The following is a 21,921-nucleotide window of genomic DNA, read 5'->3' on the forward strand; positions in this document are numbered from 1 at the left end:
TGTTGGTCGCCTGCAAGCGACCGTTCGTAGCTTCTGTCTCTCTGCTCTGTGATCTGGGTCATGTCTGCGACAGGGGGGGCTTGGTCATGATGCGCCTCCCCCTATAATAAGTTTGGCCATAAACTTTGACGCCATGCCTCTGACGTTACGGATAACGCCCAGCTGATCGTTTTGCAGGCCTGTACCGACTGGACGGCCTGAGGGAGACTCGTAATGAAGACCGACGCGAACGTGGTGCACCTGAACAAGGTCGCTCCCGAACATTCGCCAACTTCGCCGGCAGGAAGGCTTCCCGTGGCCCTGATCCAGGTACGCGACAAGGCTGCCCAGCAGCTCAAGCAGGCTCTACAGGGGCTGTTCGATAATGCGGACGATACCCTCTTCGAGATGGCGGATCGTGCTGCCAGCAATGCCGAGCAGAATGCCTTTTTCGAAGCAATGCGTGACCTGCGCCTGAAGCGTAAGACTATCGAGCGTGGCTTCCTGCAGAAGGTCTTCGAGAGCTTCAACACCCTCAACCAGTATGAAATTGGGCGTCCCGCACCTCAGGTGGAGGGCGTTTCGTTCGAGAGCCTGTCGCTGGTACAGGACGATGTGCTGGAAGAGTCGGTCGCTCTCGATGCCATGGTCTCCCGTGTTATCAGCCGCGATGGCGTGTCGCTGGGGCATCTGACCACCCGCCTCAACGCGATGATCAGCAAGAAGCTTGAGGACAAGACCAATCCGCTCGGGCCGCGAGTGCTCTGTGAGCAGTTCCTCGAAGCCTGCGAAGGGCTGGGCGTGGAAATCCGCGTCAAGCTGATCATTCTCAAACTGTTCGAAAAATATGTTCTGACCGACCTGGGCGAGTTGTACGCTGCGGCCAACCAGCAGCTGGTCGAAGCTGGCGTGCTGCCCGAACTCAAGTCTGCGCCGCCGGCTCGGCGCCAGCCTGGGCGTTCGGCGTCCGCCAGTCGCGAGGCGCGGGAAGAAGCTGCCGGTGCGTCGGCGGCCGAGGCTGCTGGCTACGCCGACGAGGGCGTGCAGGAAGTCTTCGGCGCATTGCAGGAGTTGCTGTCCCAGGTGCGCGGCACATCGGTATTGCCGCGTCGAGAGGTGCCCGCTGACGCACTGCCGATTTCCAGCAATGACCTGATGCGCCTGCTCTCGCACATGCAGCAGCGGCTGCCGGCGAGCCAGGTGGTCGATGATTTCGACCTGCGCAATCAGCTGGAAAACCTGCTGTCCCGGGCCAGCGCCAAGAGCGGCAAGGCGCGGGTGGTGGGTGAAGTCGACGAGGATGTGATCAACCTGGTCGCCATGCTGTTCGAGTTCATTCTCGATGACCGCACCCTGCCGGACTCGCTCAAGGCCCTGATTGGCCGCCTGCAGATTCCCATGCTCAAGGTCGCGGTGCTGGACAAGACCTTCTTCAGTCGCGGCAGCCACCCTGCGCGGCGCCTGCTCAACGAGATCGCTACCGCGGCGCTCGGCTGGAGTGCCCAGGGCGACGAGCAGCGCGATGCCCTGTATCAGCGTATCGAGCAGGTGGTACAGCGGCTGCTCAATGATTTCACCGATGACCCGGCGATTTTCTCCGATGTGTTGGCCGAGTTCATTGCTTTCACCGGCGACGAGAAGCGTCGCAGCGAGCTGCTTGAGCAACGTACCCGTGACGCCGAAGAAGGTCGTGCCAAGGCCGAAATGGCGCGTCAGCAGGTCGAGCAGGCGTTGAACGAACGTCTTCTCGGGCGGACCCTGCCGGAAGTGGTCGTGCGTCTGTTGCAGGAAGGCTGGAGCAAGGTGCTGCAGCTGACCAGCCTCAAGCATGGCGCCGAGTCTGCAGAATGGCTGGCGGCGCTGGTGGTGATGGATGACCTGATCTGGAGCGTCGAGCTGCACGAGTCGGCGGAAGATCGCCTGCGCCTGCTGGAGCTGGTGCCCAGCCTGCTCAAGTCGCTGCGTGATGGACTGGCCAGTGCGGCGATCGACCCCTTCGTCACTAGTGAATTCTTCAGCAAGCTGGAGGCCGTGCATGTGCAGGCGTTCCAGCGCTTCAAGCGTGAGATGGCCGAGGCAGAATCTACTGCTGAGCCTGTCGAGCAGGAAGTTGAGGACAGGCTGGTGGAGTTGGGCGTCGGCCCGCTGCTGGAGTTGCCGCCGGTCGAACTGGATGCGCCCGCCGAGGCGCCGGCCATGGTCGAAGTGGTCGAGGAAATCGTGCTGCTGGCGCCGGGCGAAACGCGCCCGCAGGAGCCCGAGGTCAACCTGCCGGACGACGATGAGGCGCTGCAGAACGTCGATAGCCTACGTGTCGGTAGCTGGGTGGAAATCCAGGAGGACGAAGAACACAAGTTACGCGGCAAGCTGGCGGCCATCATCAAGCCCACCGGCAAGTTCATCTTCGTCAACCGTACCGGCATGAAGGTCATGGAGAAGACGCGCATGGGCCTGGCCGTGGAGTTCCGCCGTGGCGCCATCCGTCTGTTGGACGACGCGCTGCTGTTCGACCGCGCCCTGGAGTCGGTGATCGGCAACCTGCGCAAGCTCAAGGGCACCTGATCACCGCCTGCCCACGACGCCCGGCCCAGTGCCGGGCGTTTTTGTTTCCGCCTGGCGGGCTGCTAGAGTGGCGCCAGTTTTCGAGGAGCCTCTATGCAGCTGGACCCCGATAGTGGTTGGTGTGACGGCGTGCGTCACTGCCCGTCGCCCAACTTCAACGAGCGGCCGCAGGGCGAAGTTTCCCTGCTGGTCATCCACAACATCAGCCTGCCGCCGGGCCAGTTCGGCACGGGCAAGGTGCAGCAGTTCTTCCAGAACCGCCTGCCGGCGCATGAACACCCCTATTTCGAGGGGATCGCTCAGCTGACGGTGTCCGCGCATTTTCTGATCGAGCGCGACGGCGCCGTTACCCAGTTCGTTTCCTGTAACCACCGCGCCTGGCATGCCGGGCAATCGCTCTATGCCGGGCGGGAGAACTGCAACGACTTCTCCATCGGTATCGAGCTGGAGGGCACTGACGAGCTGCCGTTCACCGATGCCCAGTATCAGGCTCTGGGCGAACTGACGCAGCGCCTGTTGCATGCCTATCCTCAGATGAGCGTCGAGCGCATCTGCGGCCACAGCGATATCGCGCCGGGGCGCAAGACCGACCCCGGCCCCTGTTTTGACTGGGCACGCTTGCGCGTGGCTCTGCAGCATGAGGAGAGTGGGATATGAATTTTCTGGTGCTGTTGCTGGCGCTGTGGGTGGAGAAGTTCTCGTCCGGCCGGCGGCGTATCCAGCGCGATGGCCCCTGGTTGCAGTGGCTGGCGCGCACAGAGAGCCATGCTCCCTGGCCGGCGCTATTGCTGGCGGTGCTGTTGCCGGTGGTACTGCTCGGCCTGCTATTGCTGGTGCTCAAGCCCTTGGCCTACGGCTTGCTGATTCTACCGGTGCATTTGCTGGTGTTGGTCTACAGCCTGGGGCGTGGCGATGTGCTGGTGGCTCTGGGGCCTTTCCGTGATGCCTGGCGCCGTGGTGACGATCAGGCGGCGTTGCATGTAGCCGAGCGCGATCTGGGCGTCGAGGCCGATGGCGAGGCCGAGTTGCTGCAACGTGTGCAGGATTACCAGCTGTGGCAGGCCTACCAGGGCTTCTTCGCGGTGATCTTCTGGTATGCGTTGCTCGGTCCGTTGCCGGCGTTGGCCTACCGTCTGCTCGCCCTGAGCGCCGAGCACGCTGCCCAGCCCGGCGTGGCCGAACGCGCCGCGCAGCTGCGCCATGCCATGGATTGGCTGCCGGTAAGGGTACTGGCCGCCAGTTTCGCCTTGGTGGGTAACTTTGCCGCCGTCAGCCGAGTGGTGCTGCATGATCTGCTGGCCTGGGATATTTCCGCAGCGCAGCTGGTCGCCAACGCGGGGCGGGCGGCCAGCGAGTTGCCCGAGCCGCAACCGGGCGAGCCGGGGGTGAGTACCCTGGACGAGCTCTGGCAGCTGCTGATTCGCGCTGCGGTGCTCTGGTATGCGGCCTTCGCCGTGTGGATTTTGCTGCTGTAAGGGCAGCGTCGCGCCTGGGATTACTCTGGCCAGAGCCAGGCCGCCCCGCGTACGCCGCTGGAGTCACCGTGGCGGGCGCGGACGATGCGGGTGTTGACCCGATCCGAGAACACGTGGCGAACCAGCAGCGCCGGCACCTGCTCGTAGAGCTGCGGCATGTTCGACAGCCCGCCACCCAGCACTATCACGTGCGGGTCAATGACGTTGATCACCGAGGCCAGGGCGCGCGCCAGCTGTTCGCAATAGCGCTGCAGGGCCTGACTGGCGGCGCTGTCGCCGTTAGCCGCGGCGAGTGCCAGCTGGGCGGCATTCAGCCCCAGATTGCTGCGTGCCGCCCAGCCAGGGCCGCTGAGAAAGGTTTCGATGCAATCGTCCAGGCCACAGTAGCAGCGCCGCGTCGGTCCGTCGGCGGCGCTGCGCCAGGGCAGCGGGTTGTGCCCCCATTCGCCGGCGACGGCATTGGGCCCTGCCAGCAGGCGGCCGTGGATGACGATGCCGCCCCCGACGCCGGTGCCGAGAATGACCCCGAACACGCTGGCGGCACCGGCCGCGGCGCCATCGCTGGCCTCGGACAGGGCGAAGCAGTCGGCGTCGTTGGCCAGGCGTACAGGCCGTTGCAGCAAGGTTTCCAGATCACCTTGCAGGTCCTGGCCGATCAGGCAGGTGGAGTTGGCGTTCTTGATCCGCCCATGGTCCGGCGAGCGGGTGCCGGGAATGCCCACACCCACGCTGCCGGAAGCCCCCAGCTGGCGCTCGGCGCTTTGCACCAGACGAGCTATGGTTTCCAGGGTGGCGGGATAGTCGCCTTGTGGGGTGGGCAGACGTTCCCTTAACCGCTCGTCGGCACCTTCGAGGGCGACGATCTCAGTCTTGGTGCCACCCAGATCAATACCGAAGCGAAATGGCAAGCGCATCATTTACCTTAAGTTACAGAGGCTGAGGTCGATATCCGGTATACATGGCCGTCCGGGGATGGTGTCTGGCCAATGGCCATTTCCGCTGGAATCCAGAATATCGCTACCTTGCCGTTCAATAGATCAGCCCGCTCCCGGCTGGCATAAAACAATAATGGCAACAGGAGACGTCTAGTGAATAGCGTGTTGTACCCTGCCATCGCGCTGATGAACCGCCTGAGCTTCGGCATGAAGTTCAGCCTGATCAGCGTGTTGTTCTTCCTGCCGATGTTGGTCACCAACTACTACCTGGTAAAGGAGTCTTACGACGCCTTCACCGATACGCGTACCGAGCTGGGCAGCCTGAATGTACTGGGCACCAGCATGAAGATGCGTCAGCAGCTGGAGCGGCTCAACGACCTCTATCAGATCAATGCGGTGCTCGGTCAGTCCGGGCAGGCCGAGCAGCTTGCCGCGCAGATCGGCGAACTGGAGTCTAGCGTCGGGGCAACCCTGGCCGGCCTCGAGTCGCAGAGCAGTGACGCCCAGAAGATCGAGGAATTCAACACCCAGCGTGATGCCATCAAGAACGCCCTGGCAGCCGTGCAGGCGGAAAGCTCGCTGCGCAGCAAGGCGGGCCTGGTGGTCAAGGCGCTGGACAATGCCGAGGTGTTCATCAAGTTCGTTGCCAGCCAGTCCGGCCTCAGCCAGGACAGCGAGCTGACTGTGCGGCAGCTGGTCGAGCTGATGACCAATGTCACCCTGCCGGTGACCAAGGTGCTCAGCGAGGGCCGTGCTCTCGGTTCCTATTCCCTCGGCCAGGGCATCCTCGGCTCCGCCGACAGCACCAAGCTCGACGACATGATGCTGGACATGGAGAAGCTGCATGCCGAGTACGGTTTCAAGCTGCAGAGTGCACTGCAGGGTAATGCGCAGGCGCAGAGCAGCCTGGCGCAACTGGCCGAGGCCAGCCGCAACAGCCTGACCGAGAGCAGTTCGGTGCTCGAAGAACAGTTGCTCATGTCCGACAGCCTGGATGCGCCCTGGCGGGGTTTCTTCGATGGCTTCACTCAGTCCATCGACAAGACCTATGAGCTCAATGCGGCGGTGCTGGGCTTTCTCGACCAGGAGCTGAGCCAGCGCCTGGAGCAGAAGCGGGTGCAGATGGTGCTGCTGGTGGTGGCCCTGCTGCTGGTGTTCCTGCTGATCGGCTACCTGTATGGCGGCTTCTATGTTTCCACCCGCACCACGCTTAAGGGCTTCGGCAAGACCCTGGGGCAGGTTGCCGGTGGCGACATGACGGTGAGCGTCAATGTCCGCAGCAAGGATGAGCTGGGCGAACTGGGCCAGGTGTTCAACGGGACAGTGGCCAAGATCCGCGACCTGATCGATCTGGTCGGCAAGACCGTCGTCGAGGTGGAGCGTCAGGCCGATCGCGTGGAACTGGTGTCCGGCGAGAGCAGCCAGGCGGTCAGCGCCCAGCGCGGGCAGATCGAGCAGGTCGCCACGGCGATGAACGAGATGTCCGCCACTGCTCAGGAGGTGGCGCGCAGCGCCGCCGCCGCAGTCGGCAGCGCGCAGAGCGTCAATGAGGAAACCGTCAACGGCCGCGCCATGGTCGAGTCGCAGGTCGGCAGCATCCAGCGCCTGGCCAACGAGATCGACCAGTCGGTGAGCGTGATCAACCAGTTGGCCAGCGACAGCGCTTCGATCAGTCAGGTGCTGGAGGTGATCAAGGGGATCGCCGGGCAGACCAACCTGCTGGCACTCAACGCCGCCATCGAGGCGGCGCGCGCCGGCGAGCAGGGCCGCGGCTTTGCCGTGGTGGCCGACGAGGTGCGCAATCTGGCCAAGCGTACTCATCAGTCCACGGAAGAGATCGAGCAGATGATCGGTCGGCTGCAGAGCGGTGTGGGCGCTACGGTGACCGCCATGAACGGCAGCCACCAGATGGTCGAGAGCACGGTCAGCCAATCGGCTCAGGTGCAGCAGGCGCTGGAGAATATCCTCGGTGCGGTCGGCATGATCGTCGACCAGAACCAGCAGATCGCCGCCGCCGCCGAGCAGCAGACCGCCGTCGCCCACGATATCGACATGAACATCGTCGAGATCAATCAGGCCGGTGAGCGCACCGCCGAAGGGGCCGTGCAGACCGAGCAGGCCAGCCGCCAGCTGTCTGATCAGGTGGCGCGTTTGAAGGAGCTGATCAGCGCGTTCCGGGTCTGATCTGCCGATGCAACAAAAGAGCCCGCCAATCGGCGGGCTTTTTTATGGTGATCGGAACGGCTTGACTGCTCTTCGCTTCAGCGGCGGAGGCCCGCTGCATCGCGGCCAAAGCCGCTCCCACTACCTCTATTCCTCGGCCCAGCCGAACAGCGCGGCAGCGTTCTGGCTGCTGGCGTGGGCGAGTTCGTCCGGGGTGATACCGCGCAGCTCGGCCAGGGCGCTGCAGATGGCCGGCAGGTGCTCGGGGCTGTTGCGCTGGCCGGGGTACATGGCCGGGGCCATGTCGGGCGAGTCGGTTTCCAGCACGATGGCCTCCAGCGGCAGCTGAGCGACCACCTTGCGCAAGCGCAGGGCCTGCGGCCAGGTGGGGGCGCCGCCGAGCCCGAGGCGGAAGCCGAGCCTGAGGTATTCGCGCGCCTCTTCATAGCTGCCGGCGAAGGCGTGGATGATGCCGCCGCGCTTGAGCCTGAAGCGTTTGAGGGCGGCGATGGTCGGCGCATGGGCACGGCGCACATGCAGCAGGGCCGGCAACTCGAACTCTTCGGCCAGAGCCAGCTGTGCCTCGAACAGCTGCTGTTGCCGCTCGCGATCCAGGCTTTCGATGAAGTAATCCAGGCCGAACTCGCCTACTGCGCACAGCCGCGGATGGCCGGCCAGGCGCTGCAGCCAGTCGCGCAATTCCTGCAGATGCGCGGGGTGATGCTGCGGCAGGTACACCGGATGCAGGCCGAAGGCGGCGTGCAGACCTGCCTCGCGCTGCGTCAGGTCCCACAGGCGCTGCCAGTTGTCCCGGTACACGCCGAGCACCACCAGACGTTCCACGCCCAGGGCGCGGCTACGTGCCAGCAGTTCGCTGCGGTCGGCATCGAAGTCGGGGAAGTCGAGGTGGGTGTGGGTGTCGATCAGGTGCATGGGCAAGTCCGCAGTTGCTCTGCAGAGCATCGGGTATTTCGTCGTGCCTCGCCAGCCTGCTGGCACTGGCGGCGTGGCGGCCGCTGATCGATTCCGCGCTGCTACGCCGGGGCGGCGCTAGCGCGCCACGCTGGCGGAAATGGCCACGGCTGCGGCGGCGGTGCGGGTTTCCACGCCGAGTTTCACGTACACGTGCTCCAGGTGTTTGTTCACCGTGCGGGGGCTGAGGCCGAGGATGTCGCCGATATCGCGGTTGGTCTTGCCGCAGGCGACCCAGCGCAGCACTTCGACCTCGCGTTCGGTGAGCTGGAAACGGCTCGACAGGGTCTCGAAGGTCGGTTCGTTGCTCAGCGTCAGGTCGACCGGCTGGGCGGCGGCGCGGGCCGACTGCAGGGTGCGCGCGGTGCGCAGGTGGGCGGCGACGCGGGCCAGCACCTCGTCGGTGTGAATTGGCTTGGTCACGTAGTCGCTGCCGCCGGCGGCGAAGCCTTCGACCACGTGCTCGCTGTCGGTCAGGGCGGTCATGAACAGCACCGGAATGTCGGTGCTGTCGGGTTCGGCCTTGATCCGCCGGCAGGTCTCGAAGCCGTCCAGGCCGGGCATCATGGCGTCCAGCAGGATCAGGTCGGGGCGGCGGCGCTGGATGCGGTTCAGCGCGCTGTGGCCGTCCAGCGCCACCAGCACCATGTAGCCGGCGGCGTCGAGGGCATCAGACAGCAGGGCCAGGTTGTCCGGGGTGTCGTCGACGATCAGCACGGTGCCGCGTTCAGCAAGTTGCGTGGCTGCATTCATGTTCGGCCTCCTCGAGTTGGCGGGTGAGTTCATCCAGGCGGAAGCCCTTGGCCAGGGCGCGCAGTGGGGCGGTAAAGGTGATGAACGCCGGGTTCTGCTGGTCCAGGGCGGCCAGCTTGGCGTGGATGCCCTGCACATGGCCGAGGGCGGCCAGCTCCAGCAGTTCGGCCAGGTCGTCGGGCGCGGGCAGGAGCCGTTCCGGTGAGGCTGCGACGGGTGTTTCTGCGGTGCGGTGCAGCCACTGCAACTGCAGTTGCTGCTGGATGCGCTCGAGCAGTTGCGGGGTGTGCACCGGCTTGGCCAGGTAGTCGTTGCAGTAGGCGGCGAAGCTGCGTTCGCGGTCGTCGGCGAAGGCGTTGGCGGAGATCACGATGATCGGCGCCTGGCACTGGGCGTTGCGCCGGATCAGACGGCTGGTTTCCCAGCCGTCCAGCTGCGGCATGGACAGGTCCATGAGGATCAGGTCGGGGCTCTGCAGCGCCACCTGGCGGATCGCCTCCTGGCCGCTGGCGGCCTGCTCGACCTCGAAGCCCAGGGGTTCGAGCATGCCGGCCAGCACCCGGCGGTGTTCGATATGGTCATCGACCACCAGCACCCGCCGCCGTGGCCCCTGGTAGCCCACGATGTCGTGGGCGACGTGCACCACGGCCTTGGGCACGCGTACCTCGGAGAGAAACAGGCGCACCTGGAAGCAGGTGCCCTGGCCGGGCTCGCTGCGTACCGACAGTTCGCCGCCCATCAGCGCGGTGAGCATGCGGGTGATGGTCAGGCCCAGGCCGACGCCGTTGTCCTGGCGCATCAGGTCGCCGCGCTCGAAGGGCTGGAAGATGCGTTCGAGCTGCTCAGGGGCGATGCCGATGCCGGTGTCGACGATTTCGAAGCAGGCTGTCTCGCGCAGGTAGCTGATGCGCAGGCGCACCTCTCCGTGGTCGGTGAAGCGCACCGCGTTGCCCAGCAGGTTGATGAGGATCTGCCGCACGCGCTTCTCGTCGCCGCGCACCACGCCGGGCAGGCGCCCGCTGACCTCCAGGCTGAAGCCAAGGCCCTTCTCCGCGGCTTGCGGGGTGAACATGCGCTCCAGTTGCTGGATGAACTCGGGGAAGGGGATTTCCGTCAGTTCCAGGTTCAGCTTGCCGGCCTCGATCTTGGCCACGTCGAGCAGGCCGTCGATCAGCGACAGCAAGTGCGAGCCGCTGCGATAGATGGTGGCCAGGGCGTCCTGCTGGCGCGCCGGGGTGCTCGTGTCGCGCTGCAGGATCTGCGCATAGCCGAGAATGCTGTTGAGCGGCGTACGCAGCTCGTGGGACAGGCCGGTGACGTAGCGGCTCTTCGCCGCGTTGGCGCTTTCCGCCGCGACCTTGGCCTTCTGCAATTCCTCGTCGGTGCGTTGGTGCGCTTCGATTTCCTGCATCAGCAGCAGGTTCTGGCGGTCCGACTCCTGCTGCGCTACCTGGCGGCTTTCGCGGGTCAGCACTATCCACCAGGCGAGCATGCCGGCGAACAGCGAGAGGGTGAGGAAGGCCTTGATGAAGGCCTGGTACAGCGTCTGCTGCACCTCCGGCGAGTGCGGCACCAGGCCATGGGAGACCTGGCTGTAGATCAGCGCCAGGGCCCCCGACAACAGCACCACCAGCAGCGCCAGTACCCCCAGGTACTGCGCCAGACGGCTGTGCAAGCGTGGAATGCTGGCCCAGGGCAACAGCCAGCGGGCCAGGTCGTCCATCTGCCGGGCCAGGCGCGCGTGCGGCTTGCAGGCGTCGCCGCAGCGGGCGTCCAGTGAGCAGCACAGCGAGCAGATCGGCGTGCTGTAGGCCGGGCAGAAGGCCATGTCCGGCGCCTCGAAGGCGTTGTTGCACAGCCCGCACTGCACGGTGGCCTGAGGCCCGGCGGGGTAGAGCAGTTGCGGCGCGCTGCTGCGGGCGATGTAGTAGCGGCCCTGGGTCAGCCAGGCGATCAAGGGCGACAGGACGAAGGCCGAACCCAGCGCTACTGCTGGCGAGGCGGCCTGGGCCAGGGCGCCGAACAGCCCGGCGTGGGCCAGCACCGAGAGCAGCGAGGCGATCAGCATGGCGCCGACGCCGACCGGGTTGATGTCGTACAGGTGCGCGCGCTTGAACTCGATGAACCTGGGCGACAGGCCCAGCGGTTTGTTGATCACCAGGTCGGCCACCAGCGCGCCGATCCAGGCGATGGCGATGTTGGCGTAGAGGCCGAGTACCTCTTCGATCGCGGCGAACACGCCCAGCTCCATCAGCATCAGGGCGATGGCCACGTTGAACACCAGCCAGACCACGCGGCCGGGGTGGCTGTGGGTGACCCGGGCGAAGAAATTCGACCAGGCCAGCGAGCCGGCATAGGCGTTGGTCAGGTTGATCTTCATCTGGCTGACGATGACGAACAGGACCATGGCGCCGAGCGCGAACTCCGGCGAGGCGAATACGTAGTTGAAGGCCACCAGGTACATCTGCGTCGGCTCGGCGGCGCGCTCCATGGGGATTTCGTGCTGCAGGGCGAGGAAGGCGAGGAAGGCGCCAGCGAGCATCTTCAACGCACCGGGGATGATCCAGCCGGGGCCGGCCATCAGTAGCGCGGCCCACCAGCGCTTGCGGTTGGCGGCGGTCTTTTCCGGCAGGAAGCGCAGGTAGTCGACCTGTTCGCCGATCTGGGTGATCAGCGCCAGTGCCACGGTGCAGGCGGCGCCGAAGTGCAGCAGGTTGAAGCTGCCACCTTCGCCGGAGCGGCCGATGAAGCTGGTCCAGTCGCTGAACGCCTCGGGGTTCTTGCCGATGACGAAGACGTAGGGCAGCAACAGCAATACCAGCCACAGCGGCTGGGTCCACATCTGCAGGCGGTTGATCAGGGTGATGCCGTAGGCCACCAGCGGGATGACGATCACCGAGCAGATCACGTAGGCCAGGGCCAGCGGGATGTCGAAGTACAGCTCCAGGGCCAGGGCCATGATCGCCGCTTCGAGGGCGAAGAACAGGAAGGTGAAGCTGGCGTAGATCAGCGAGGTGATGGTCGAGCCGATGTAGCCGAAGCCGGCGCCGCGGGTCAGCAGGTCCATGTCCACGCCATAGCGCGCTGCGTAGTAGCTGATCGGCAGGCCGGTGAGGAAGATCACCAGGGCCACCGCGAGGATCGCCCACAGGGTGTTGGTGAAGCCGTAGCTCAGCGCCAGGGCGCCGCCGATGGCTTCCAGGGCGAGGAAGGACACCGCGCCTAGGGCGGTGTTGGCGATGCGCAGCTCCGACCACTTGCGGAAGGCCCTGGGCGTGAAGCGCAGGGCATAGTCTTCCATGGTCTCGTCGGCGACCCAGCGGTTGTAGTCGCGGCGGATCTTGACGATGCGCTGGGTACCGGTCGATTGCACGGTGCGATTCCTGGTGGGTGACATGAGTGGTCGCGCCGTCCTTGCGCAGCTATGTCCGTGGGCTGGGAATTCTTGTGGGAGCGGCTTCAGCCGCGATGCTTTCTCGCAACTCCCATCGCGGCTGAAGCGGATTGCCGCCCAGCCGCTCCCACAAGTCCTACAGCTCCTGGGGTGCAACATCCATGCCCTGGCATCACAGCGCCCGCCACGCGCGCACGGGCTTCTGTCTGGCTGGTTGCCTTGCGCGCAGCGTGCACCAGTAAGGTGCCTGGTGCAGTACGTCAGATGACGTATGCGCTTACGTCATGCTGCGTATATCGCCCCCCGGAGGGTCGACCGCATCCTTGCTGCGAACCCGGAGCAGACCTGCACAGACAGGCCGGCAACGACCCAACCGCACGAGGAGCACGACGATGGATGCACAACCGACCCGACTTCTACCCCGCCGGCTGGCGCTGGGCGCCGCGGCGCTCTCGCTGCTGGCGGCCAGCGTGTTCAGCCAGGGCGTACTGGCTGACGACGTCAATACCACCGGTCTGGCCATCACCGACACCGAGGTGACCGTAGGCCAGCTGCACTCGGCCACCGGCACCATGGCCATCTCCGAGACGGGCTCGATCCAGGCCGAACGCCTGGCGATCGAGCAGATCAACGCCAGTGGCGGCATTCTCGGCCGGCAGATCAAGGTGATTCAGGAAGACGGTGCTTCCGACTGGCCGACCTTCGCCGAGAAGGCCCGCAAGCTGCTGGTCGGGGACAAGGTGGCTGCCGTGTTCGGCTGCTGGACCTCGGCCTCGCGCAAGGCGGTGCTGCCGGTATTCGAGAAGGAGAATGGCCTGCTCTACTACCCGACCTTCTACGAAGGCCTGGAGCAGTCGAAGAACGTCATCTACACCGGCCAGGAAGCGACCCAGCAGATCCTCGCCGGCCTCGACTGGATCGCCAAGGAGAAGGGCGCCAAGACCTTCTACCTGATCGGCTCCGACTACATCTGGCCGCGCACCTCGATGAAGATCGCGCGCAAGCACATCGAGAACGTGCTCGGCGGCAAGGTGGTGGGCGAGGAGTACTACCCACTGGGCAATACCCAGTTCGGCTCGCTGATCAACAAGGTCAAGCTGAAGAAGCCTGACGTGGTCTTCGCTGCCGTGGTCGGTGGCTCCAACGTGGCCTTCTACAAGCAGATGAAAGCTGCCGGCGTGACCGCCGCCAAGCAGAACCTGCTGACCCTGTCGGTGACCGAGGATGAGCTGCTCGGCATCGGTGGCGAGAACATGGAAGGCTTCTACGCCTCCATGAAGTACTTCCAGAGCCTGGACAACCCGAACAACGCCGCCTTCGTCGAGGCCTTCAAGGCCAAGTACGGCAAGGATGCAGTGATCGGCGACGTGACCCAGGCCGCCTACCTTGGCCCGTGGCTGTGGAAAGCCGCCGTCGAGAAGGCCGGTAGCTTCGATGTCGACAAGGTCGCCGCCGCGTCCCCGGGCATCGAGCTCGCCACCGCGCCGGAAAGCTACGTGAAGGTGCATGAGAACCATCACCTGTGGAGCAAGACCCGCATCGGCCAGGTGCAGAAGGACGGCCAGTTCAAGGTGGTCTACGAGTCCGACCTGATCGAGCCGAACCCCTTCCCGAAAGGCTACCAGTAAGTCCACGCACACCCCTCTCCCGCCTGCGGGGGAGGGGCCTGCGCACTCTTCCCTCCAGGAGACCATCATCATGGAATGGCTATCGGAATTTGGTGCCATCGCGGCCATGCAGGGCTTCAACGGCTTGTCCGTGTTCTGCGTGCTGCTGCTGATGGCTCTCGGTCTGGCGATCATCTTCGGTCAGATGGGCGTGATTAACATGGCCCACGGTGAGTTCCTCACCATCGGCGCCTACACCACCTTCGTGGTGTCGAGTCTGACCGAGCAATATGCTCCGGCCTTCGGGCCTTACTACTTCTTCCTCGCCATCGTCCTCTCGTTCTTCATCGCCGGCGCCATTGGCTGGCTGGTGGAGTGGGCGATGATCAGCAAGCTGTATCAGCGACCGCTGGACACCCTGCTGGCCACCTGGGGCCTGTCGCTGGTGATGCAGCAGGCCTTCCGTTCGATCTTCGGCGCCCGCGAAGTCAGCGCCACCCTGCCGGAATGGCTGATGGGCTCGTGGAACCCAACCGAGGCCATCGACATCCCGCGCAACGGCCTGTTCGTCATGGGCCTGACCTTGCTCCTCACCGCCGCCCTGTTCCTCATGCTCTATCGCTCGCGCTGGGGCCTGCAGGTGCGCGCCACGGTGCAGAACCGGGTGATGAGCCGCGCGGTGGGCATCAACACCAAGCGCGTCGACCGCATGACCTTCGCCCTCGGCTGCGGCGTGGCCGGGGTCGCAGGCGCGGCCTTCACCACCATCGGTTCGACCGGGCCTACCGCCGGTTCGCTGTACATCGTCGACACCTTCCTTGTGGTGGTCTTCGGTGGCGCGGCCAGCCTGCTCGGCACCATCGCCTCGGCCTTCAGCATTGCCCAGGCGCAGTCGCTGATGGAGTTCTTCATGAGCGGCTCGATGGCCAAGGTGTTCACCCTGTCGGCGGTGATCCTGATTCTGATGATGCGCCCGCAGGGGCTCTTCTCGATCAAGGTGCGCAAATGAGGAAAGCCGCCATGGACCTACTGCGCACTCCATCTGCCGCGTCGCGCGGTGCTCATTTCCTCGGCGTACTCATGTACTGCCTCGTCATTGCGCTCCGGGCTCCTAGCAGCTGGAGTTGCTCGCGACGGCCCCTGACAGCTTTCCGGAGGAGCCTCTAATGAACCCGACTCTCGACAAACTCCTGGGCGGCAAGCAGGGCGCCATCGGCCTGCTGGTGCTGGCCGCGCTGATCCTGGTGGTGTTCCCGCTGGCGCTGGATGCCTTCCGCCTGAACATGGTCGGCAAGTACCTGACCTACGCCTTCGTCGCCGTTGGCCTGGTGCTGTGCTGGGGCTATGGCGGCATCCTCAGCCTCGGCCAGGGCATCTTCTTTGGCCTCGGCGGCTACTGCATGGCGATGTTCCTCAAGCTGGAGGCATCGGACCCGGAAAGCACCAAGATCCAGTCCACCCCCGGTATTCCGGACTTCATGGACTGGAACCAGATCACCGAGCTGCCGTTGCTCTGGCAACCCTTCCACAGTTTCGGTTTCACCCTGCTCGCAGTGATTGGCGTGCCGGTGATCCTGGCCCTGGTGATCGGCCTGACCATGTTCAAGCGCCGCGTCGGTGACGTGTACTTCTCCATCGTCACCCAGGCCATCGCGCTGATCCTCACCGTGCTGATCATCGGCCAGCAGGGCTACACCGGCGGAGTCAACGGCATCACCGACCTGAAGACTCTGATGGGCTGGGACATCCGCAGCGACGAGGCCAAGCTGATCCTGTACTTCGTCAGCGCCTTCCTGCTGTTCGGCTGCATCCTGCTGGCGCGCTTCATCATCGCCTCGAAGCTCGGCCGCTTGTTATTGGCCATGCGCGACAAGGAAGAGCGGGTGCGTTTCTCCGGCTACGACGTGGCCAGCTTCAAGATCTTCGTGTTCTGCGTCGGCGCCGCCTTCGCCGCCATCGGCGGGGCGATGTTCTCCCTGCAGGTCGGCTTCATGTCGCCGAGCTTCGTCGGCATCGTGCCGTCGATCGAGATGGTCATCTTCGCCGCCGTCGGCGGGCGCCTGTCGCTGCTCGGCGCGGTGTATGGCGCGCTGCTGGTCAACTTCGGCAAGACCTACTTCTCCGAGAGCTTCCCCGAGCTGTGGCTGTACCTGATGGGCGGCCTGTTCATCGCCGTGGTCATGTACTTCCCCAACGGCATCGCCGGCCTGTGGGACAGCCATGGCAAGCGTTGGCTGGCGCGTCTGATGCCTGCGCGGAAGGCCGCGGCAGTCGCGGTCGATCCCGTCGCCAAAACCTTGCCGAGCAAACAGCCCACCCCGGAACTGGAGACCACCCCATGAATGCGAGCACTAGCGGCTTCCAGATGCCCAAACCGGTGCTGGCCATCGAGGGCCTGACGGTGTCCTTCGACGGCTTCAAGGCGGTCGATGATCTCAACCTGTACATCGACCGCAACGAGGTGCGCGTGGTCATCGGCCCCAACGGTGCCGGCAAGACCACGGTGCTCGACCTGATCTGCGGCAAGACCAAGGCCACCGCCGGCAGCATCCAGTTCGAGAATCGCGAGCTGACCAGGATGCGCGAGTTCGACATCGTCCGCGCCGGCGTCGGGCGCAAGTTCCAGAACCCCTCGATCTACGAGAACCTCAGCGTGTTCGAGAACCTGGAAATGTCCTACCCCAAGGGCCGCAAGGTGTTCGGCGCGCTGTTCTTCAAGCGCTCGCGGGAGGTGATCGAGCGGGTCGAGCAGGTGGCGCAGGAGATCATGCTCGGCGAGCACCTGCACCTGCAGGCCGACCTGCTCTCGCACGGGCAGAAGCAGTGGCTGGAGATCGGCATGCTGCTGATGCAGGACCCGCAGCTGCTGATGCTCGACGAGCCGGTAGCGGGCATGAGCGTGAGCGAGCGGGTGGCCACCGCCGAGCTGCTCAAGCGCATCAGCCAGGGGCGCTCGGTGCTGGTCATCGAACACGACATGGAGTTCGTCAAGAGCATCGCGCACAAGGTCACCGTGCTGCACCAGGGCAAGGTGCTGGCCGAGGGCAGCATGGATGCGGTGCAGAACAATCCCAAGGTCATCGAGGTGTACCTGGGGCACTGAGCCCCGGGTCAAGGAGTGCAGCATGTTCCAGATCAGCAACCTCGCTTCCGGCTACGGCCAGAGCCAGATCCTCCACGAACTCGACCTGAACGTGGAGAAAAAGGAAATCGTCGCCGTGATGGGGCGCAACGGCATGGGCAAGACCACCCTGTTCAAGAGCCTGATGGGCGTGTTGCCGCAATGGGGCGGGCAGATCAGCGTGGACGGTCGCGACATCTCCAAACTGGAGACGCACCAGCGGGTCGAGGCCGGTATCGCCTACGTGCCCCAGGGGCGGATGATCTTCCCCAGCATGACCGTACTGGAGAATATCCAGACCGGTCTTCCCGCGTCGGCCAGGGGCAAGGTGCCGGAGGACCTCTACTCGTTGTTCCCGGTGCTGCAGGAGATGCGCCACCGCAAGGGCGGCAACCTCTCCGGTGGCCAGCAGCAACAGCTGGCCATCGCCCGCGCGCTGGCGACCAACCCCAAGGTGCTGCTGCTGGATGAGCCGACCGAGGGCATCCAGCCGTCGATCATCAAGGACATCGCCCGCACCCTGAAGGAGATCCGCAACCTGCGCGACCTGACCATCATCGTCTCCGAACAGGTGCTGTCCTTCACCATGGAGATCGCCGACCGCTTCCTGGTGATCGAGAAGGGCAAGTTCGTGGTCGAGGAGAAACGCGCCGACGTCGACGAGGCGACCATCAGTCGCTATCTGTCGGTGTGATGCTTCCCCCTCACCCACACAGGGGAGAGGGAGACAAGATTTCCCGTTTTACGGCCGGCGTGTTCTCCATGCGCCGGCCGCTTTTTCGTGTTCGCTAGATTTCGCTACAGGCCGCGTAAATGCTGGCTTCTGGCATACGTCATCCGACGTATTTTCCGAATGACTGCCGCGTTCGAGACTGGTCGTGTACCCCGGCGCCATGCCGCCAGGCCATCACTCACGGTCCCAGGAGCGACGTCATGACCGAAACGCTGATCAAGGTTGACCTCAACCAGCCCGCCACCGAAAACGAGCAGATCCACAACCGCTGGCACCCGGACATTCCGATGGCCTGCTGGGTCAAGCCGGGTGACGATTTCATCCTCGAAACCTATGACTGGACCGCCGGCGCGATCAAGAACAGCGACGACGCCAGCGACGTGCGCGACGTCGACCTGTCCACCGTGCACTACCTGTCCGGCCCGGTCGGCGTGCATGGCGCCGAGCCGGGCGACCTGCTGGTGGTCGACCTGCTCGACATCGGCGCCAAGGCCGACTCGATGTGGGGCTTCAACGGCTTCTTCTCCAAGCAGAATGGCGGCGGTTTCCTCACCGACCATTTCCCGCTGGCACAGAAGGCCATCTGGGACTTCAAGGGCATGTTCACCAGCAGCCGGCACATTCCGGGTGTGAACTTCGCCGGCCTGATCCACCCCGGCCTGATCGGCTGCCTGCCGGACCACAAGATGCTGGCCGACTGGAACAAGCGCGAGCAGGAACTGATCGACACCGATCCGCACCGCGTGCCGGCCCTGGCCAACCCGCCGATGGCGCCGACCGCGCACATGGGCAAGATGAAGGGCGAGGCCCGCGACCTGGCCGCGCTGACCGGTGCCCGTACCGTGCCGCCGCGCGAGCATGGCGGCAACTGCGACATCAAGGACCTGTCACGCGGCTCGAAGATCTTCTTCCCGGTCTACGTCGACGGCGCCGGTCTGTCGGTGGGCGACCTGCACTTCAGCCAGGGCGACGGCGAGATCACCTTCTGCGGCGCCATCGAAATGGCCGGCTGGGTGCACATGAAGGTCGAGCTGATCAAGGGCGGCATGGCCAAGTACGGCATCAAGAACCCGGTGTTCAAACCCAGCCCGATCGTGCCGAACTACAACAACTACCTGATCTTCGAAGGCATCTCGGTCGACGAGGCCGGCAAGCAGCACTACCTCGACGTCAACGTCGCCTACAAGCAGGCCTGCCTCAACGCCATCAACTACCTGACCAAGTTCGGCTACTCGCCGGCCCAGGGCTATGCGCTGCTCGGCTCGGCGCCGGTGCAGGGGCATATCAGCGGCATCGTCGACGTGCCCAACGCCTGCGCCACCCTGTGGCTGCCGACGGAGATCTTCGACTTCGATATCAACCCCAGCGCCTCCGGCCCGATCAAGCATCTCGACGGCAGCATCGACCTGCCCATCGCCCCGGACAAGTGACGCGGACCCACCCCTCTCCCTCTGGGAGAGGGGCAGGGGGTAAGGGTATTTCAAAGTCCCAGGAGGAAGCTGCCATGCCCATCTACGAATACGACTGCGCCGCGTGCGGCGACTTCACCCTGCTGCGGCCCATGGCCGACCGCGATCAGCCCTGCGATTGCCCCTACTGCGGCAGCCAGAGCCAACGGGTGATCCTCAGCGCACCAGGCCTGGCCACCATGCCCGGCAGCCAGCGCCGCGCCATCGCCGCCAACGAGCGCAGCGCCCACGCGCCGCAGACGCTCGACGAATACCAGCAGAGCCGCAAACACCCCAAGGGCTGCGGCTGCTGCACCCCGAACAAGCCCCTGGCGCCGACCAAGGCCAACCCGCATGCCATGAAGGGCAAGCCGGCCGGGCGACCGTGGATGATCAGCCACTGATACCCGTATCCCCGTGGGAGCGGCTTTAGCCGCGAAACCAGGCAACGCCCACGCAGCCCGGCTGAAACGCAGTGCCGCGCAGCCGCTCCCAGCAAATCACATCTAACCGGAGGTCCTCATGCGTCACGGCGATATTTCCAGCAGCCCGGACACCGTCGGCGTCGCCGTGGTCAACTACAAGATGCCGCGCCTGCACAGCAAGGCCGAAGTGCTCGACAACGCGCACAAGATCGCCGAGATGATCAAGGGCATGAAGCTCGGCCTGCCGGGCATGGATCTGGTGGTGTTCCCCGAGTACAGCACCATGGGCATCATGTATGACCACGACGAGATGATGGAAACCGCCGCCGCCATCCCCGGCGAGGAGACCACGATCTTCTCCGCCGCCTGCCGCGAGGCCAGGACCTGGGGCATCTTCTCGCTGACCGGCGAGCGCCACGAAGAGCATCCGCACAAGGCGCCGTACAACACCCTCGTTCTGATCGATGACCAGGGCGAGATCGTGCAGAAGTACCGCAAATGCATTCCCTGGTGCCCGATCGAGGGCTGGTACCCGGGCGACCGTACCTACGTCTCCGAAGGCCCCAAGGGCCTGAAGATCAGCCTGATCATCTGCGATGACGGCAACTACCCGGAGATCTGGCGCGACTGCGCGATGAAGGGCGCCGAACTGATCGTGCGCTGCCAGGGCTACATGTACCCGGCCAAGGAACAGCAGGTGCTGATGGCCAAGAGCATGGCCTGGGCCAACAACTGCTACGTGGCGGTGGCCAATGCCGCCGGCTTCGACGGCGTGTACAGCTACTTCGGCCACTCCGCGATCATCGGCTTCGACGGCCGCACCCTCGGCGAGTGCGGCGAGGAGGAAATGGGCATCCAGTACGCCCAGCTATCGGTCTCGCAGATCCGCGACGCCCGCGCCAATGACCAGTCGCAGAACCACCTGTTCAAGCTGCTGCACCGTGGCTACACCGGCGTGTACAACTCCGGCGACGGCGACAAGGGCGTGGCCGACTGCCCGTTCGAGTTCTACCGCACCTGGGTGCTGGACGCGCAGAAGGCCCAGGAGGATGTGGAGAAGATGACCCGCAAGACCATCGGCGTGGCCGATTGCCCGGTGGGTGAGTTGCCGCACTCCGGAAAGGAGCGAGAGGCCGGATGACTCCGGCTCTGCCTGCTCTTCGCGGCTAAAACGGGGTGCCGCCCAACCGCTCCCACAACAGAACAGTGCAACTCCGAACACTGTGGGAGCGGCTTCAGCCGCGATGCTTTGGGGGTGGCCAAGGCGGAGTGCTGCCCAGGCGTTTCCACAACCAGGTTTCCACTGCCGAGCCGAGATCTCATGCCCTTCGCCAACGACCTGATTGCCCACAACCGCCAGCAACTCGACGAGGTGCCGGCGGCCAAGTTGCAGTCACGCTTCCTGTTCGAACCCGCAGCGGTGATGGCCCTGCTGCGCGCGCGTATCGTCGGTCAGGACGCAGTGCTGGAACAGGTCGAAGCCCTGCTCAAGGTGGTCAAGGCCGATATCGGCGAGCGCGAGCGGCCGCTGGCGGTCAACCTGTTCATGGGCCCCACCGGGGTCGGCAAGACCGAGGTGGTGCGCCTGCTGGCCGAGGCCATCCACGGCCGCGCCGATGCGTTCTGCCGCATCGACATGCACACCCTGGCCCAGGAGCACTACGCCGCCGCGCTGACCGGCGCGCCGCCCGGTTATGTCGGCAGCAAGGAGGGCACCACCCTGTTCGATGCCGAGGCGATTGCCGGCAGCTTCGGTCGTCCCGGCATCGTGCTGTTCGACGAACTGGAAAAGGCCAGCCCGCAAGTGCTGCGCAGCCTGCTCGGCATTCTGGAAAACGGCCGCCTGACCCTGAGCGCCGGCAGCCGCACCCTGGATTTCCGCAACAGCCTGATCTTCATGACCAGCAACGTCGGCGCGCAGCCGGTGCAACGGCTGCGCGAACGTTTTGCCCGTGGCTGGCGGCGCTGGCTGGGCCTGCGTGCCGACGAGGCGGGCGAGCGCGAGCGGGCGCTCACGCGCAGTTTCGACCCGGAGTTCCTCAATCGCATCGACCGCATCCTCGACTTCCAGCCGCTCGACGAGGACTGGCTGGAAGCGCTGCTGGAGATTGAACTGACCAAGCTCAATCAGCGTCTGGGCCGCCAGGGTCGTTCGCTGTGGCTGGAAGAGAGCGCGGTCGAGTGGCTGTGCCGTGCCCACGATGCACGCTACGGCGCCCGCGCCCTGGCGCGGCGGGTGCGTACCGAGCTGGAGCCGGCCATCGCCGACTGCGTACTGGCCGATCCGGCGGCAATCCGCCTGCGCGCTGTAGCCCACGAGGATGGACTACAGGTGCAGGTGGAGCACGACTGAA

General features: G+C 64.9%; 17 protein-coding genes and 1 pseudogene. 14 read left to right on the plus strand and 4 right to left on the minus strand.

Going from position 1 to position 21,921, the window contains the following annotated elements:
• Window positions 1-213: 213 nt before the first annotated feature.
• The 3 genes from AYB31_RS13520 to ampE all read left to right on the plus strand — a co-directional run bounded on the left by AYB31_RS13520 (window position 214) and on the right by ampE (window position 4,016).
• The gene (locus tag AYB31_RS13520) at window positions 214-2,541 is read left to right on the plus strand and encodes a DUF1631 domain-containing protein (protein WP_068829209.1); all 2,328 of its coding nucleotides are present in this window, start codon (window positions 214-216) and stop codon (window positions 2,539-2,541) included.
• A 93-nt stretch (window positions 2,542-2,634) separates the two neighbouring features.
• On the plus strand, window positions 2,635-3,198 hold the full coding sequence (ampD, locus tag AYB31_RS13525) for a 1,6-anhydro-N-acetylmuramyl-L-alanine amidase AmpD (protein WP_068829210.1): 564 nt from the start codon (window positions 2,635-2,637) through the stop codon (window positions 3,196-3,198).
• A complete protein-coding gene (ampE, locus tag AYB31_RS13530; RefSeq protein WP_068829211.1) occupies window positions 3,195-4,016 on the plus strand; it encodes a regulatory signaling modulator protein AmpE in 822 nt (273 codons plus the stop codon). The genes ampD and ampE overlap by 4 nt, the downstream gene beginning before the upstream one ends.
• A gap of 20 nt (window positions 4,017-4,036) precedes the next feature.
• Here ampE and AYB31_RS13535 read toward each other — a convergent pair whose 3' ends face one another.
• Window positions 4,037-4,930, minus strand: coding sequence for an ROK family protein (locus AYB31_RS13535; RefSeq protein ID WP_082805306.1), 894 nt, complete (start codon window positions 4,928-4,930; stop codon window positions 4,037-4,039).
• 1,143 nt (window positions 4,931-6,073) lie between these two features.
• On the opposite strand from AYB31_RS13535, the pseudogene AYB31_RS22330 reads away from it, so the two are divergent.
• Together AYB31_RS22330 and AYB31_RS22335 are read left to right on the plus strand one after the other, a co-directional pair.
• Window positions 6,074-6,280: pseudogene (locus AYB31_RS22330) on the plus strand (HAMP domain-containing protein); the annotation flags it as partial.
• Between the two features lie 150 nt (window positions 6,281-6,430).
• Window positions 6,431-7,135: a methyl-accepting chemotaxis protein gene (locus tag AYB31_RS22335; protein WP_442961819.1), complete on the plus strand. Its 705-nt coding sequence runs from the start codon at window positions 6,431-6,433 to the stop codon at window positions 7,133-7,135.
• 126 nt (window positions 7,136-7,261) lie between these two features.
• Here AYB31_RS22335 and AYB31_RS13545 read toward each other — a convergent pair whose 3' ends face one another.
• From AYB31_RS13545 to AYB31_RS13555, 3 genes are all read right to left on the minus strand, one after another.
• Entirely contained in the window at window positions 7,262-8,047 is a 786-nt protein-coding gene (locus AYB31_RS13545; protein ID WP_068829214.1) for a TatD family hydrolase, read from the minus strand.
• Window positions 8,048-8,164: 117 nt separating this feature from the next.
• Entirely contained in the window at window positions 8,165-8,839 is a 675-nt protein-coding gene (locus AYB31_RS13550; RefSeq protein ID WP_068829215.1) for a response regulator, read from the minus strand.
• A complete protein-coding gene (locus AYB31_RS13555) occupies window positions 8,814-12,212 on the minus strand; it encodes an ATP-binding protein (protein WP_153020712.1) in 3,399 nt (1,132 codons plus the stop codon). Before AYB31_RS13555 ends, AYB31_RS13550 begins: the two co-directional genes overlap by 26 nt.
• Before the next feature lie 413 nt (window positions 12,213-12,625).
• Here AYB31_RS13555 and urtA point away from each other — a divergent pair, with 413 nt between their 5' ends.
• The 9 genes from urtA (at window position 12,626) to AYB31_RS13600 (ending at window position 21,920) form a co-directional block, all read left to right on the plus strand.
• Window positions 12,626-13,861, plus strand: a complete 1,236-nt coding sequence (gene urtA / locus AYB31_RS13560) for an urea ABC transporter substrate-binding protein (RefSeq protein ID WP_068829217.1) — start codon at window positions 12,626-12,628, stop codon at window positions 13,859-13,861.
• Window positions 13,862-13,931: 70 nt separating this feature from the next.
• Complete coding sequence (urtB, locus tag AYB31_RS13565) at window positions 13,932-14,849, plus strand: urea ABC transporter permease subunit UrtB (RefSeq protein WP_068829218.1); 918 nt, start codon at window positions 13,932-13,934, stop codon at window positions 14,847-14,849.
• A 157-nt stretch (window positions 14,850-15,006) separates the two neighbouring features.
• Window positions 15,007-16,182 carry an urea ABC transporter permease subunit UrtC gene (gene urtC, locus AYB31_RS13570; protein WP_068829219.1) on the plus strand — a complete coding sequence of 392 codons (1,176 nt, stop codon included), beginning with the start codon at window positions 15,007-15,009 and terminating at the stop codon, window positions 16,180-16,182.
• On the plus strand, window positions 16,179-16,943 hold the full coding sequence (gene urtD / locus AYB31_RS13575) for an urea ABC transporter ATP-binding protein UrtD (RefSeq protein ID WP_068829220.1): 765 nt from the start codon (window positions 16,179-16,181) through the stop codon (window positions 16,941-16,943). The genes urtC and urtD overlap by 4 nt, the downstream gene beginning before the upstream one ends.
• Window positions 16,944-16,965: 22 nt before the next feature.
• Window positions 16,966-17,655 carry an urea ABC transporter ATP-binding subunit UrtE gene (urtE, locus tag AYB31_RS13580; RefSeq protein WP_068829221.1) on the plus strand — a complete coding sequence of 230 codons (690 nt, stop codon included), beginning with the start codon at window positions 16,966-16,968 and terminating at the stop codon, window positions 17,653-17,655.
• Between the two features lie 239 nt (window positions 17,656-17,894).
• Window positions 17,895-19,124 carry a formamidase gene (gene fmdA, locus AYB31_RS13585; protein WP_068829222.1) on the plus strand — a complete coding sequence of 410 codons (1,230 nt, stop codon included), beginning with the start codon at window positions 17,895-17,897 and terminating at the stop codon, window positions 19,122-19,124.
• Between the two features lie 74 nt (window positions 19,125-19,198).
• Window positions 19,199-19,546, plus strand: coding sequence for an FmdB family zinc ribbon protein (locus tag AYB31_RS13590; protein WP_068829223.1), 348 nt, complete (start codon window positions 19,199-19,201; stop codon window positions 19,544-19,546).
• A gap of 118 nt (window positions 19,547-19,664) precedes the next feature.
• On the plus strand, window positions 19,665-20,708 hold the full coding sequence (locus AYB31_RS13595) for an aliphatic amidase (RefSeq protein ID WP_068829224.1): 1,044 nt from the start codon (window positions 19,665-19,667) through the stop codon (window positions 20,706-20,708).
• A 180-nt stretch (window positions 20,709-20,888) separates the two neighbouring features.
• Complete coding sequence (locus AYB31_RS13600; RefSeq protein ID WP_068829225.1) at window positions 20,889-21,920, plus strand: AAA family ATPase; 1,032 nt, start codon at window positions 20,889-20,891, stop codon at window positions 21,918-21,920.
• Window position 21,921 lies beyond the last annotated feature (1 nt).

The sequence above is a fragment of the Pseudomonas sp. BMS12 genome, from assembly GCF_001592875.1.
GTDB lineage: Bacteria > Pseudomonadota > Gammaproteobacteria > Pseudomonadales > Pseudomonadaceae > Aquipseudomonas.

Excerpts from the sequence above, each read along its gene's own strand:
- AYB31_RS13535 (WP_082805306.1), bottom strand. The coding sequence starts at position 4,930 with ATGCGCTTGCCATTTCGCTTCGGTATTGATCTGGGTGGCACCAAGACT.
- AYB31_RS13590 (WP_068829223.1), top strand. The coding sequence starts at position 19,199 with ATGCCCATCTACGAATACGACTGCGCCGCGTGCGGCGACTTCACCCTG.
- fmdA (WP_068829222.1), top strand. The coding sequence starts at position 17,895 with ATGACCGAAACGCTGATCAAGGTTGACCTCAACCAGCCCGCCACCGAA.
- ampE (WP_068829211.1), top strand. The coding sequence starts at position 3,195 with ATGAATTTTCTGGTGCTGTTGCTGGCGCTGTGGGTGGAGAAGTTCTCG.
- AYB31_RS13545 (WP_068829214.1), bottom strand. The coding sequence starts at position 8,047 with ATGCACCTGATCGACACCCACACCCACCTCGACTTCCCCGACTTCGAT.
- ampD (WP_068829210.1), top strand. The coding sequence starts at position 2,635 with ATGCAGCTGGACCCCGATAGTGGTTGGTGTGACGGCGTGCGTCACTGC.
- urtC (WP_068829219.1), top strand. The coding sequence starts at position 15,007 with ATGAACCCGACTCTCGACAAACTCCTGGGCGGCAAGCAGGGCGCCATC.
- urtD (WP_068829220.1), top strand. The coding sequence starts at position 16,179 with ATGAATGCGAGCACTAGCGGCTTCCAGATGCCCAAACCGGTGCTGGCC.
- AYB31_RS13600 (WP_068829225.1), top strand. The coding sequence starts at position 20,889 with ATGCCCTTCGCCAACGACCTGATTGCCCACAACCGCCAGCAACTCGAC.
- AYB31_RS13520 (WP_068829209.1), top strand. The coding sequence starts at position 214 with ATGAAGACCGACGCGAACGTGGTGCACCTGAACAAGGTCGCTCCCGAA.
- urtB (WP_068829218.1), top strand. The coding sequence starts at position 13,932 with ATGGAATGGCTATCGGAATTTGGTGCCATCGCGGCCATGCAGGGCTTC.
- urtA (WP_068829217.1), top strand. The coding sequence starts at position 12,626 with ATGGATGCACAACCGACCCGACTTCTACCCCGCCGGCTGGCGCTGGGC.
- AYB31_RS22335 (WP_442961819.1), top strand. The coding sequence starts at position 6,431 with ATGTCCGCCACTGCTCAGGAGGTGGCGCGCAGCGCCGCCGCCGCAGTC.
- AYB31_RS13595 (WP_068829224.1), top strand. The coding sequence starts at position 19,665 with ATGCGTCACGGCGATATTTCCAGCAGCCCGGACACCGTCGGCGTCGCC.
- urtE (WP_068829221.1), top strand. The coding sequence starts at position 16,966 with ATGTTCCAGATCAGCAACCTCGCTTCCGGCTACGGCCAGAGCCAGATC.
- AYB31_RS13550 (WP_068829215.1), bottom strand. The coding sequence starts at position 8,839 with ATGAATGCAGCCACGCAACTTGCTGAACGCGGCACCGTGCTGATCGTC.